Raw genomic sequence first — 13,943 nt, forward strand, 5'->3', positions numbered from 1 at the left:
GTAAGCTAAGAACATCGGGAGCCGTGTACACGGAAACGGGTACGCACGGATCTAACTGAGAGGTGCGGGGAATAATATCCCCCATCGACTCAACCCAGTGCTGAGGTCTTGATTATTGGGCAGAAAGGCTCCAGAGGTGATGTAGCCGTTTTTAATGTAGAGTTGAATAATCGCCGAGCGCAGTTCGAGCAACTCTTCAAACGTGACTTCACGATTCTCGTAAGGCTGGGTTAATTTAGCAATTTCGTCCTGCAAGATGGTATTTCCCTGCACTTCTACTTTTTTGATCAAGAAGCGATCGCTCGACGGGGAAGTAACCTCTAGTTGCTCTGGGGTCGGGGAAGGTTGCAGTTCGGGTAATGGTGGTAATGTAGGCGTTTCACTAGGGAGAGGACGAGGTGATTCAGAGGGTTTGGGAATGGTTTGTTCAACCGTGTCAGGTGCGGTTGGGGGAATGGTGACGCCTGGTGGTGGTGTAGACTGAGCGACTGCACTGAGGGCAACGCAAGCTGAGGTCGCCATGCAAGAACCTGAAATGGCAAACCACCTTAAGATAGGGTACATATTCTTGTTAGTGAATTAAGAACATTCTCGACTCATAACGAGTTTCCCATTCGGTAGTCGATACACGCCTTGGGGTTCTACAATTGGGTCGCCTTTGTGCCAAGGACGATTTGGGTTGGTCTTGAGAGTGTGCTCTCACTAGGTAAAGTTTTCACGTCCACTGTAGGAAAGCTGGACATCTGAGCATCTCCAGGGCGCTGAGGTAAGCCACCAGTACCTGTTACCATGAAGCTTCCCCTGGTTGGTTGATTGCGGCGGACAATGCAGCTATTGGCGAGAAGGCTGTCGGTGTTAATCTGATTGTCTGGTAACTCGGTGAGGCTGTTTTGGATAAAGGTGGTATCGGGTAGGGTGATGACTCCTTCTACAGCACCAGTGGCATTCACGTCTACTCGGTTATTGCCATCAAGGGTATTTGGGGGATCGTTACGAGAAGATGCAGGGCTGTAGTTTTCGCCGAAGAAAGCTCTGGTGTCGAGGGTGATATTTCCCCCTCTGCCGCCATCATTACGATCAGCATAAGCGAGGATGTCGCTGTCGCCAAATGCGATAATTGAGTTAGCTGCTAGGTTAATGTTACCGCCACCGCCTGCACCAGAGGCGACATCGGTTCTGATATCGCTGTCACCAAAGAGGCGGATGTCAGAAGCGGTGATTTTGATTGCTCCCCCGGAAGATTCCTTGGAGGAGGTTGCGATCGTGCCATTTGTGGCTGTTAGGCTTTTGGTGTTAATCGTTATGTTCCCAGCAGGAGCAGCACTATTTGACTCGGCAAGCAAAAAAGCCTGATTTATGTCTAGAGATTGTGTGGCGTTCACGGTGATGTCACCCGCTTTAAAGTTAGTCTGGGTTTGGGCATCTAAAACAGCTCCATCTGCTACGCTTAGGGTGTTAGTTGTAACGCTGATGTCGCCACCCTCGCCCACGCCTCCCATTTCCACACTACTGAATACCCCACTGCTTTTTTCATTGCTACCCACCCCATCAAAGGAAACCATATCGCGGGCATGTATATCCACATTGCCCCCATTCCCCTGTCCATAGGTACTAGCAATCAGTCGAGCGCCATTGGTCACAGCAAGTGACCCCGTAGTTATCTTAATGTTGCCTCCATTACCAACGCCATCAGCCAGCACTTGGCTGCCTATGCCAGTGGAAGACCCTTCCAAAAAGACTGCATCCGTAGCGCTAATCGTCACATTGCCAGCATCGCCCTGTCCCAAAGTATTGGCAACCAAGGTAGCGCCACCAGATGCAGACAGAGTGCCTGTAGTGATATTAATACTGCCTCCTTTACCCACTGCGTGTTCAAATACTTGGCTACCTATGCCAGTGGAAGACCCTTCCAAGGAGACTGCATCCGTAGCGCTAATCGTCACATTGCCAGCATCGCCCTGTCCCAAAGTATTGGCAACTAAAGTAGCGCCACCAGATGCAGACAGAGTGCCTGTAGTGATATTAATACTGCCTCCTTTACCGACTGCCTGTTCAAATACTTGGCTGCTTATAGCAGTGGAAGACCCTTCCAGGGAAACTGTATCAGTAGCATTAATCGTCACATTGCCAGCAGCTCCCCGTCCCAAGGTATTGGCAGCTAAGGTAGCGCCACCAGATGCAGACATTGTGTCTGTAGTGATATTAATACTACCTCCATCCCCTTGTCCCAAGGTATTGGCAGCCAAGGTAGCGCCACCAGATGCAGACAGAGTGCCTGTAGTGATATTAATACTGCCTCCTTTGCCCACTGCCTGTTTAAATACTTGGCTGCCTATGCCAGTGGAAGACCCTTTCAAGGAGACTGCATCAGTGGCACTAATCGTCACATTGCCAGCATCTCCCCGTCCATAGGTATTAGCAATTAAGGTAGCACCACCAGATGCAGACACCGAACGGGCGGTCATCTTAATTTGACCTGCTTGACCCTCAGCCGCAGATTCTACTACACTTTCCGCATTGCTACCCATCCCCTCAAAGGAAACTCGATCGCGGACGATTATATTCAAATTCCCCGCATCCCCATTTCCAAAGGTGTTGGCTCTCAGTTGAGCGCCATTAGTTACAGCAAGCGATCCTGCCGTGATGTTGATATTACCCCCCTTGCCCGTGGCTCCAGGAAATACCAAATTCTCGATAAAGCTACCCTCAGTAAGGTTTATTGCTCCTGTGGCATTAATATCAATGTCTCTGGGGTTGGTGTTAGATGACACCAACCATGAAGCCCCTGCCTGAAGTTCACTTCCTTGCGCCATCCTTAAGTTTTGGGCATTGATGGCTATATTACCATCACCGCCAGCGCTTACAACCACAAAAGCGTCATTAGTTAGGGATATATCACCTCGCACCACCTCATTAGGAAAACTCAAAGCCAGTTCACTGCCATTTTCAACAAGCCCGACGGTTCCCCCTCCTGCTACTCCTCCTAACTCGATTCGACCACTCGAAGCTTTAATCTGCCCACCGTCCATACTCACATTACCGCCAACAAGTGCTAAGGTCTTACCTGGATTCACTTGTAGATTAGACCCCTGTACCTGAACGCTCCCAGGATTGCTCCCATATTGTAAGCCCAAGGGTACGCTAATCGTTAATAGAGGAGGCGCTTGAGGATTGATGGCACTAAACTCACTGCCATCGGGAAACGTAAAACTGCTTGCCGTAGAAGCCAGAAACGACCCTTCAATTTTTAACTGGGCATTCGGGCCAAATACAATCCCGTTAGGATTAAGCAAAAACAAATTCGCCCCACCCAAAACCCCCAACCTGCCCAAAATATTAGAAGGATTGCTGCCCGTGATGCGAGTCAAAATGTTCTCAATTCCAGTGGGATTGGCAAAATAAGCCCCCTTACCTTCCTCTACATTAAACTCCTGAAAACTGTGGAAGAGGTTAGCACCGCGAGTTGCGCCACCATTAATCTGATCGCTAGGAATCCCCTGTATATTGACATTGGGTGTAACAACAGAACCTTCAGCACCCAGGGTCTTGTCAGGCACGATTTGAGCCAAAACACGCTCGCTTACTCCTACTGAGAGTGCCCACACTAAAGCAACACAACCCCCAATTTTCCACTGCCAACACCGACTCAACCAGCTTTTAGCAATCATAGGAGGTTTCCTTAACATTTTTAGAAATCTATCACTAGGAGTTTCCTGGTGAGCATTATAATTAAGTAGGTAGACACAAATAAACCTAACTAAGTAACAAAATATAAAAACTTTGAAGCCTTTGTGATTGTTTTATTTTGCTTTACTCAATTCGTAATTACATGTTTATAAATTTTCCCATCTACACGAGAATAAATCTTGACTCAATTTGTATAATAAATGTTGAACTGAAGTTAGGCATTCACCTGTTGTGCTAAGTTAATTGCAAACCAAAGCTAGACTGATTGCACAATTAGGCAGCTAGCATGGCTCAGATGTGCAACTTCAGATTGAAATAGAGTTAAAGCTTCGTTTAAAATCCTCCTTAGAGGATGTTTGAAAAGTCCTTTTGTCGGTAGCAAAACGTTCTAGATCCCTCTAAATCCACGCCACGTGCTTCTCCTAAGGGAGACGCTGCGCGAACAAGTCGGCAGAGCCGCCCAACGCAGTGGCTCCCCTTCAAAAGGGGGACTTTGATTCCGGTTCCCCCCTTAAAAAGGGGAGCCAGCGCGGTCATGGGGGTTTCCCCCATGACCGCGCTGGCGTGGGTTAGGGGGAATCTAGAAGTGCCTAAAGTCACAGCGAAACACTTTTCAAACAACCTCTTAGAACCTACTAGATTTCACTATGCCAAGCCGACACCGCCAATTTCGTGTCCGCTGCTTTCTGGTAGTTCTATTCCTGAGCAGCTTCACGCTTTGCCTGTGGCTAAATCATGTTCCCTTCAACCCTTTGCAGGCAAGATGGCCAGAAGTCGCAACCGCGCAGTCTCCTAATAGTAACCAACTTGTACAACAAGGAATTGAACGATATAAGACAGGAGACGTGCAAGGAGCGATCGCATCTTGGCAAATTGCCTTAAGTGCCTATCAAAGCACCAGCAATCTCGCTGATGAGGCGATTGTTCGAGAAAAATTAGCCATAGCTTATCAGCAAATCGGTCAATTCGAGCAAGCGATCAACTATTGGAAAGAAGCAATTGCCAACTATCGCTCTTCAGGAGAATTCGTGAAGGTGGGATGGTTGCTCACAGAACTTGCTCAAACCAACAGCCGTTTGGGGCAAAATAGAGAAGCGATCGCGCTTTTATGTGGTGCTTCTGAGACTGATGAAGATTGCCTTGAAAGTGAAGGAAGTGCTTTGCAAATTGCCCGAAGATTTAGCGATCGCCAGGGAGAAGTGGCGGCTTTGGGAAGCTTGGGAGAAGCGTATCGCCTCAGGGGACAGGATGACAAAGCCATTAAAACTCTAGAGACTAGCTTAAAGATTGTTCAGGAGATTAACCTCCCAGTTTATCGTTCCTCAGTGCTTAATAGTCTGGGTAATGCTTACTTTAGTGAAGCTCAACTTAACGAGCAGCGTGCTAATTCCGCTAAGTTAAGAAGCGCAGAGATTAAGGCTAGTGAATTCATTAAAAAAGCTACTTTATCTTACAAAAAAGCTTTAGACTATTTTAATAACAGTCTCGAACTGACCCGCACTCAAAACGACCCATCGGGTCAAATGCAGACACTTCTCAATTTGATTCAACTTTATTACCGCCCAAAAGATTCAAAGTTACCTGATAACACTAATCAGGCAGAGCAAGCATTACAATCCGCTTTAGCTCTACTTGAGAGGCTCCCCAATTCTTTCAATAAAGTCTATGCAGCGATTGATTTAGCCGAACTAGAACAACTTGTTTCTTCTAGTAATTCTACTTCATTTCAAGCTCAATGTCTGCCACGAAAACTTAAGGATTCACAAGCTGAGGAACTTTTGAAAAAAGCTGTTTCTATTGCCCAAAGCATTAAAGATTCTCGCTCCGAATCATTTGCTTTAGGTAAACTAGGTCATCTCTACGAGTGCCACAAAGACTACAATAAAGCCTTAGATTTGACGAAACAGGCACGCTTGGCAGCCGACCAAAAGCTGCGTGCTAAAGATAGTCTTTATTTGTGGGAGTGGCAGGCGGGACGAATTTTCAAGGCACAGGCTAAAGAATCTGAGGCAATTGCTGCTTACGAACGTGCGATCGCAACGTTACAAGGTGAGGGAGGTATCCGAGATAATTTATTAATTACTGACCAAGACTCGCAATTTAGCTTTCGGGATACCATTAGTCCTCTCTACCGAGAGTTTGCTCGGTTAAAGCTAGAGCGTGCTGAATCACTACCCATTGCAAGTCAAGAGTATCAAAAGGAACTGGATTCTGGACTCGATGCTATTGATTTTTTGAAACTAGCAGAATTGCAAAATTATTTCGGCAATGATTGTGTCTTTACCGTTTTTGATAAAGAACGAGTTGATGATTTAGAGACAGAAGATACTGCCATTTTTAGTTCTATCATCCTAGAAGACCGCACGGCTATTGTGTTGAGCCTACCCAATCCTGAAAAGAAGATCAAGCCAAATGCTGAAAGAAGATTGAAGAAGCTGGCATGGATAAAGGAGACTAAAAAATTCACAGCAGAAATCAAAAAATTCCGTCGAGAAATCCAGAGATTTTATGACCACAGTGACGCTTTTTTAACACCAGCACAGAATCTATATAACTCGATTATTCGCCCTTTCACTCCCGATTTAGATCGAGCAAAAATCAAAACTCTCGTTTTCATCCAAGACGGACTATTACGCAGTGTACCGATGGCTGCACTCCATGATGGTCAGGAATTTATAGTTCAGAAATACGCCATTGCTACGACTCCCGGTCTGCGCTTAACATCTCCTAAACACCTAAATTTTCAAGGTTTGCGGATGCTAGCTTTGGGGTTAACTGAGGCAGCTACCATTGATGATGAAAAATTTCAGCCTTTGGAAAATGTCGCCGATGAAGTCAATCAAGTCACAAAACTATTTCCAGGTAGTAAGAAACTCTTTAATAAACAATTCACTGATGAAAGCTTAAAGCAAGAACTTAAACAAGCAATTTACCCGATTATTCACATTGCCACTCACGGACAGTTTGGCACTATTCCAGAAGATAGCTTTTTAGTTACGGGTAATAATGAGAAGATTACAATTACTCAGCTAGAGAGTGACATCCGCCGCTTTAGTGGAGGTTCGGAGCCGGTGGAGTTGCTCGTGCTCACAGCTTGTCAAACTGGTGTAGGAGATGACCGTGCTACGCTGGGGATGGCTGGCATCACCGTGGAAGCAGGTGTTAGAAGTGCTTTGGCTTCCCTTTGGTACGTTGACGATGCTTTTACACAAGAACTAGTCGTTAAGTTTTACGATAACTTGCGATCGCAAATGAGCAAAGCAGAAGCCTTGAAGGAAGCGCAGAAGGCACTGATTAATCAGAATAAGAAGATTCACCCTGCCCAATGGGCACCCTTTATCCTCATCGGTAACTGGCTTTAGGGCAGATAAGCCTGGTTAGCGTGCGCTGTCTGCAATCTGCTTCAAGTTTTCAATCCGTTTCTTGATCGCTTCCCGTTCTTTTGGTGGCAATCCTAGTGTAGTTTTTGGTGCTTCCCACTCAGCCAAATCGTTTAACAGAGTTGAACCCACTTCTCCCAGTTTCGACGCTTGGGCCAGTTTAAGTGCTTCATCTAGCGCGTTGTACCATAAACCTGCCTTAGCATAGATATTAGCTTTCTCAACACTATTTACTGCTTTGTTCAATTTACTTTGCACAGCTGCTGGCATTCCTACAACCTCAATACTTGCCTCGTCGACTAAATCACCTGATGGATTATCTGGGTCACATTGAATGACAACCTGCAAGAAATATTCTTTCCCCGCTTGCAGCCCTGGTTCGTTCTCCAAGAACGGAGATAACTTCATAATCCCCGGTGAACTCTGCAAGGATCTGTTGCGAACTTCTTTGGGTTTACCGCTTGGAACCCACTCATAAATCGTGAATTTCATTGGCTTGGAGGCGGAGTCACGAGGCACAAACCAAGCAAACGTAGGATGCTGAGATATCGTCCGTCCAACATAATTGCCAGAGGCAAGAACGGTTAGCGGTATATCTCCTCCAGAACACCCTCTGGTCGTTCCTCCATCCGATCTGCGGTCTTTCGGGACAGGTTTCTGATTGCCGGGTGCATAACTTCCAAGAGCTGCCGAAATTACAATCAGCCCTAAGCTTAGGGTACAACTGATGACTAGTTTGATGTTGATGCGTTTGTTTAGGAACCACTGGATTGGAATCATTATAATCTTGGTTAGGTTTAAAACTATCTGTTATGTGGGGTTAAAATTAGGTACGCACCAGTCTATATTTTACTTTTAAAACATAAAATATCTCAAAGCACTATTTTGCCGTTTAGCAGGCGTTAAGAGTTGAATCTGCGTAGTTTACCGCCGTAGGCATCGCCTACTTAAAGCCTGTTGTAAACTGGCTTTGCTTATTTTCAAAGATGTCTAAAGAACTTTCGGGAAGACAACGACAGCGGGTGGCGATCGGTCGTGCTTTGGTGCGTAATCCCAAAGTATTTTTGTTGGATGAGCCGCTGTCTAACCTGGATGCTGCTTTGCGGGTGCAGATGCAGATCGAGCTTGCCAGCTTACACGACAGCCTGCAAGCCACGATGATTTATGTGACCCACGATCAAGTTGAGGCAATGACCCTCGCCGACAAAATTGTGTCTTGCAGGGCGGTATCATCGAACAAATAGGTTCTCCCCTGGAACTCTACCACCATCCCCGCAATCTATTCGTCGCCGGATTTATTGGTTTACTGAAAATGAACTTTATCTCGGTAACAGTGTCAGCCGTCAATGACTCTGGTGCAACGGTCAGATTACCTGGTGACGCAACCGTAATGATTCCAGTGAAGCCCAAAACTTTGTCAGTTGGGGATAGAGCAACATTAGGGATTCGTCCCGAAGATCTGCGGAGTTGGGCTATTGGAATTCGACAAACGGATGCAGGTTGTATGAGTTTGGAGCGAAAGAGACACTAGGGCGTGTTTTCAAACTCAAAAAGTAGGTTGGGTTAAGCGTAGCGCAACCCAACAAAGCAACGCAAATGTTGGGTTTCGTTCCTCAAACGCCACTTGCTTCAAGTCGGGAAACCCGCCCAACGCACTGGCTCTCCAACCTACATTTAAGTCTAATTTGGGGTTTGAAAACAGTCCCTAGTACTCGACCACACTAAATTGGATGGGTAAGGGAACGAACCGCGTCCCTTGCGTGTCTTGCAGAGAAGTACGCGAAGTACACGAAGGAAGAGGGAAAGAAGAGAAATTAAAATTTGATTCGTTTTAAAATCTTTCTCTCTTTCTCTTACTCTGTGTCGCGCCAGTTGCTAAAGAGCGGGAACGCTAAGAGCGAACAAGTCGGGAAACCGCAAGGGCGCACTGGCTTCTCTGTGCCTCTGCGGTTCGTTATATAACCCAGCAAACTGGGCTTCACAGACTATTAGGTAGACGATGGCTGTAATATGCCTTTTGAGTGATTCAGTTGTGTAATTTTCACCGTCCAAAAATCAAAGCATCTAGCGAATACGCACCAGGGCCTAAAACTGCGATCGCAATCAGCATAACGCAGTACATAAACGCTTTTTCCCAACTTGGCGGTTCACCTTTTCCTAAAGGGCCCATATACTGTCCTTCCGGAATTAAGTATGGATCTTGGGCTACAAAGGGCTTACTTCCAGAAATGTCTAAATATATCGCAAAAATCATTGAGCCGAGAATGGGCAAGGTTCCTAAGAGTGTAAGGAATCCTACAATCAGAAAAATTCCGCCACCTAACATAGACGCAGCTGATAGAAAGCAAAGAAATACAGGCATTTTCATAGACTCAGCCCACTGTCGAAGATGCGTTATCTTTGGATAGCCGTGTAGTAGAAACAAGCCGCCAACGCTAACTCTTAGCAGTAAAAGCGCCAATCCTGGGAATCTGTTAGGATACACATCATAGAGTGAACTCAACAGGTATGGGCCTAGCTGGGGGTAATTAAATGAAGCTAGAAAAAAAGCGATCCCCACACCCAACGCAAATTTATAAATCATTGCTGTACATCACCAGTATTAAGGTCGATAGCATATAAAGAATGACCGGCTGTGATAAAAAGGCGTTCACGAAGTGTCCCTGAAAGGGAATCGCCTTCCTTTCCGCCGAAAGTCAGGTTAGTGGATATCTCCGGGACGAGAATTTTTCCCAACTGAGTCCCATCGGGGGCGTATACCTGTACGCTGTCTTGAGAACTAGTAAAAACATTGCCATGTTCGTCAACCCGGAGTCCATCAGGTTGTCCTGGCTCAATCACACAGAACACGCGACCATTAGTCACATGCCGACCGTCCACGACCTCGTATATACGGATATGATGAGGCCCCCCAGGTATATTAAACGCAGCTGTATCTGAGACATATAGGAGACTTTCGTCTGGACTGAAAGCCAGCCCGTTAGGACGCACCATATCTGTTACTACTGGATAAATCTCCCCAGTTGCTGGATCAAAGCGATACACATAACTTCCGGGTTGTTCTTGTTCGCCGCCGTAACCTTGGTTTGGCTCAGTAATGCCATAAGGCGGATCGGTAAACCAAATAGTGCCATCACTTTTCACTACCAAATCATTTGGACTGTTAAGGCGTTTGCCCTGGTAGCGATCAACTAAAATCTTCCACTCACCATCGTCTTCATGTCGAATAATAGCACGCAGACCGGATGAACACGCAACCAGACGACCCTCTAAGTCGCGGTAATTACCGCTTTGGTAATCAGATGGGTCTCGTAGGACACTCACGTTATCAGTGGCACTCCAACGCAACAGGCGGTTGCCATGAGCATCACTCCACACAATACTGTCGTCTTCGTGGAAGTAAACAGGGCCTTCGCTATGGACTGCACCGTTGGCTAGCTGTTGGAGTGAGGCATCTGAGTGTACAATTGCACGCAGGCGATCGTCGTAAATCTCAATGGCTTTAGGCATCGGAAACTCCTGTTATTTAACTTGGTTGCTAACGACAAATAGCAGGTTCAAGCTAATACTGAATTACTATCAAGCTGCACTTAATTTTTTGCATAAATACAAGTGTATAACTTCTAGCTATATGTTTATCAGTATTTATGAAGTCCAAACTTATAGATAATTGGTATAAACATAATTATTATTGTATTGACTTCAATTTACTTCAAACTAGAGATATATTTTCTGCAATTAATGTGCTAATTTTAATCATACTTAAATCCAGAAATAATTTCAGAACTTGTTTAAATAACTGATTTTCGTTCAAGGCTAAAAATTTTATTGAAGAAAGCTAGTATAATTTCCAAAAACAGTTTATATTAATAAATTTATTCCTAAAGTTATATAAACTAAAATTTCTTCATATTTTGATTATTTAAAACCAACTATACTTCCTTAATATAATATCTACACAAAATTAAAAATAAAATTAAACAATGACCTATCTTTAGACATAAATAAATTATAAGCCATTAGATACAAGTAATCTTTTTATTAAAGTTTTACCATAAAGTGAGGAGTCTAAGAGGATGTTTTAAAAGTCCTATTGTCGGTAGCAAAACGTTCTACAACCCTCTAAAACCCCCGATAAGTTGGGGATCAAAAAGTGTCTAAAATCACATCCAACCAATTTTAAAACATCCTTTAGATTTAAAGATATTAAGCCTTTAAAATTAAATAACTTAGAAAGCAAATCAAATTATTGCTACTTGACTTTTGATAAACCAAATAAAATATTAATTTGCTGCTAGAAAAGTTGATTACATTCTCAATAAATATGAATCGTTTGGTCTAATTTGACAAAGAACGGTAACGTGGCTGCTGACTGACCACAAGTCCAAGAAAAATAATACCAACCAACGGAGATATTGTAATGATCAACATTGTCGAAACCAATCCTAATACTCCTATTCCCTCACTGCCTACTGACAAAGCTATTGGCAACCTTGAGATAATCACACTCTTCTATGATCCCATGCCGATAGGGGTTGTGGTATCAAAGCAAGGGCGAATTTTCATTAGCTATCCTCGACTAGTTGATGATGATATAAAATTCACTGTTGCGGAACTCAAACAGCCACATCAAAAGAATGGCAATCCTGTTCCCTACCCAAATGCCGAAATCCATTACTCAGATTCGGCACCAACCTCTAAACGCTTGCTTTCCGTTCAAGGTATAACACTTGATGCCCGCGATCGCCTTTGGCTATTAGACCACGCTAAAATTAAGCAAAATCCTGTTCCCCCTGGTGGGCCAAAGCTTGTAGGTATTGACTTAGAAACTGACCAGATTTTTCAGAAAATTATATTTCCTGAATCCGTTGCCTCTGTCAACTCTACCCTGAATGACGTGCGCGTTGACCTACGCTGGGGAGAACAGGGAATGGCATATATTACCGACTCGTCTGAGGAAGGCCCTAACGGTATTGTTGTCGTAGACTTGGCATCTGGACGCAGTTGGCGCAAGCTTAATGACCATCCTTCAACCAAACCTGTCCCAGACTTCTTGCCAATTGTAGAAGGTCAACCCTTGATGGTGCGTCCCCAAGGTAAACCGCCAAAGCACATCTATACTGGCAGTGATGGAATTGCGCTCAGTGGTGATGGCCAGCGACTATTTTATTGTCCCCTGGCAAGTCGGCATCTTTATAGTGTCAGTATCGAGGCCTTAGTTGACGAACACAAACCGGATGAGTCAGTCGCCGCTACGGTAATCGACCACGGCGAAAAAGGCGCTTCCGGTGGGATGGTTTCAGATAATAAAAATCGTCTTTATGTGACGAACTACGAAAATAATGCGATTCTGCGCCATTTACCTGATGGTACATTGGAAACTGTCGTACACGATCCACGAGTCATCTGGCCCAATTGTCTTTTTGTTGCTCAAGATGGCTATCTCTACTTCACAGTGGATCAATGGAATCGTAACCCTACATATCACAATGGGCAAGACTTGCGTGAGAAACCTTACGTGCTATTTCGCATCAGCATAGATGCACAGACAGTGTTACTGGATAAAGACTAATATCATTTTGGATTTTAGATTGGGAATACCTCTGTGGATCTGGGTTATGCAAATCTAAGTAAGTCAGTGCAATAAAACCAAACTGTGTGAAGAAAAGTAAATAAGGCTCAAACTCTTTCTCCCCCTGCTCCCAGCAAGAACTGCCTTATCCTAACAATAATTATTTCCGCCGACCTACTTATCTGTTGCCATCCTTGTGACAAATTCTCAATCACAAATCTTAGTTGAAACAATAGTTTTCCAAGTTTATCTATGTCTAAAGGCTGAATTTGTAATTTCCAAAATATACCATTAAATAGTTTAAAAGTTTACAAATTATGAAATAAGATAAAGCGTTTAGCAAAAATTCTCTAAATATTTCTCAATTCTAGATTTGCTTAATCGGCTTGAAATCAATTACTCCCAATCATAGATAGAAATGGCATATGGATCTTGGTCTTAAAGGTAAAGTCGCTGTAATCACTGGAGGTGATTCTGGCATTGGTAAAGCGACAGCCAAACTGCTAGCTCATGAGGGTGCAAAGGTTACTATTATCGATAAGACTTCCGAGAGTCTTCATCTAGCGGCTGAGGATCTGAGAAAGTCTGGAGAAATATTTACGGTTCAGGCAGACTTGACTAAGCCCGAAGAAGTCGAAGCTGCAAAGAATCAAATTAATGAGCGCTTTGGGACAGTTCAAATTCTTGTTCATGCAGCAGGAATTACAGGTGCTACAGGAGATTTCCTGGAGCTTAGTGATCAGGAGTGGTACGAGACAATTGAGGTAGACTTAATGGCGACGGTACGCACCTGTCGCGCTTTTATCGGGGCGATGCGTAAAGCTGGTTGGGGAAGAGTCATCCTCATCAGTTCGGAAGATGCACTACAGCCCTACCTAGAAGAGATACCTTACTGCGCTTGCAAAGCAGCGGTACTTAATCTTGCTAAAAATTTATCCAAAGCTTATGCAAAGGATGGTGTGCTGGTGAATGCAGTTTCTCCTGCCTATATCGCCACCCCAATGACTGACGCAATGATGGAAAAACGCTCAAAACAGATGGGTGTCAGCTTTAATGAGGCAATTGACAGTTTCCTTAATGAACAACGCCCTCACATCGAACTCAAACGACGTGGTAAACCCGAAGAAGTAGCGGCTGTGATTGCATTCCTTTGCTCTGAGCAATCAAGCTTTGTGGTTGGTTCTAACTATCGGGTAGATGGTGGCTCGGTTGCAAGTTTGTGAGGAAGTTGTCTTGAAGTACTAGGCGTTGCTGATTTGAAGTATAAATTTGATTTTGTGATGTTGAATGTTGAGAATTCATAC

10 protein-coding genes are annotated in these 13,943 nt (G+C 44.5%); 5 read left to right on the forward strand and 5 right to left on the reverse strand.

Features of this window, described 5'->3' with window-relative positions; genetic code table 11:
* Nucleotides 1-51 precede the first annotated feature (51 nt).
* Together V7K85_RS35160 and V7K85_RS35165 are read right to left on the reverse strand one after the other, a co-directional pair.
* Nucleotides 52-522, reverse strand: a complete 471-nt coding sequence (locus tag V7K85_RS35160) for a POTRA domain-containing protein (RefSeq protein WP_334821149.1) — start codon at nucleotides 520-522, stop codon at nucleotides 52-54.
* Nucleotides 523-641: 119 nt separating this feature from the next.
* The gene (locus V7K85_RS35165) at nucleotides 642-3,668 is read right to left on the reverse strand and encodes a two-partner secretion domain-containing protein (protein WP_334821151.1); all 3,027 of its coding nucleotides are present in this window, start codon (nucleotides 3,666-3,668) and stop codon (nucleotides 642-644) included.
* A gap of 666 nt (nucleotides 3,669-4,334) precedes the next feature.
* On the opposite strand from V7K85_RS35165, the gene V7K85_RS35170 reads away from it, so the two are divergent.
* Nucleotides 4,335-7,049, forward strand: a complete 2,715-nt coding sequence (locus V7K85_RS35170) for a CHAT domain-containing protein (RefSeq protein ID WP_334821153.1) — start codon at nucleotides 4,335-4,337, stop codon at nucleotides 7,047-7,049.
* A 15-nt stretch (nucleotides 7,050-7,064) separates the two neighbouring features.
* Here V7K85_RS35170 and V7K85_RS35175 read toward each other — a convergent pair whose 3' ends face one another.
* Complete coding sequence (locus V7K85_RS35175) at nucleotides 7,065-7,847, reverse strand: DUF928 domain-containing protein (protein WP_334821155.1); 783 nt, start codon at nucleotides 7,845-7,847, stop codon at nucleotides 7,065-7,067.
* Nucleotides 7,848-8,053: 206 nt separating this feature from the next.
* On the opposite strand from V7K85_RS35175, the gene V7K85_RS35180 reads away from it, so the two are divergent.
* Together V7K85_RS35180 and V7K85_RS35185 are read left to right on the forward strand one after the other, a co-directional pair.
* Complete coding sequence (locus tag V7K85_RS35180) at nucleotides 8,054-8,311, forward strand: ATP-binding cassette domain-containing protein (RefSeq protein ID WP_334821157.1); 258 nt, start codon at nucleotides 8,054-8,056, stop codon at nucleotides 8,309-8,311.
* Nucleotides 8,284-8,598, forward strand: a complete 315-nt coding sequence (locus tag V7K85_RS35185; protein WP_334821159.1) for a hypothetical protein — start codon at nucleotides 8,284-8,286, stop codon at nucleotides 8,596-8,598. The genes V7K85_RS35180 and V7K85_RS35185 overlap by 28 nt, the downstream gene beginning before the upstream one ends.
* Nucleotides 8,599-9,108: 510 nt before the next feature.
* Here the strand turns inward: V7K85_RS35185 and V7K85_RS35190 are convergent.
* Complete coding sequence (locus V7K85_RS35190) at nucleotides 9,109-9,651, reverse strand: DoxX family protein (protein WP_334821161.1); 543 nt, start codon at nucleotides 9,649-9,651, stop codon at nucleotides 9,109-9,111.
* A complete protein-coding gene (locus V7K85_RS35195; protein ID WP_334821163.1) occupies nucleotides 9,648-10,577 on the reverse strand; it encodes an SMP-30/gluconolactonase/LRE family protein in 930 nt (309 codons plus the stop codon). The genes V7K85_RS35190 and V7K85_RS35195 overlap by 4 nt, the downstream gene beginning before the upstream one ends.
* Nucleotides 10,578-11,487: 910 nt before the next feature.
* On the opposite strand from V7K85_RS35195, the gene V7K85_RS35200 reads away from it, so the two are divergent.
* Together V7K85_RS35200 and V7K85_RS35205 are read left to right on the forward strand one after the other, a co-directional pair.
* The gene (locus V7K85_RS35200) at nucleotides 11,488-12,639 is read left to right on the forward strand and encodes an L-dopachrome tautomerase-related protein (protein WP_334821165.1); all 1,152 of its coding nucleotides are present in this window, start codon (nucleotides 11,488-11,490) and stop codon (nucleotides 12,637-12,639) included.
* Nucleotides 12,640-13,064: 425 nt separating this feature from the next.
* Complete coding sequence (locus V7K85_RS35205) at nucleotides 13,065-13,862, forward strand: SDR family NAD(P)-dependent oxidoreductase (RefSeq protein WP_334821167.1); 798 nt, start codon at nucleotides 13,065-13,067, stop codon at nucleotides 13,860-13,862.
* The last annotated feature ends 81 nt before the right edge of the window (nucleotides 13,863-13,943 follow it).

This window comes from Nostoc sp. (assembly GCF_036917615.1).
Taxonomy (GTDB): domain Bacteria; phylum Cyanobacteriota; class Cyanobacteriia; order Cyanobacteriales; family Nostocaceae; genus Nostoc.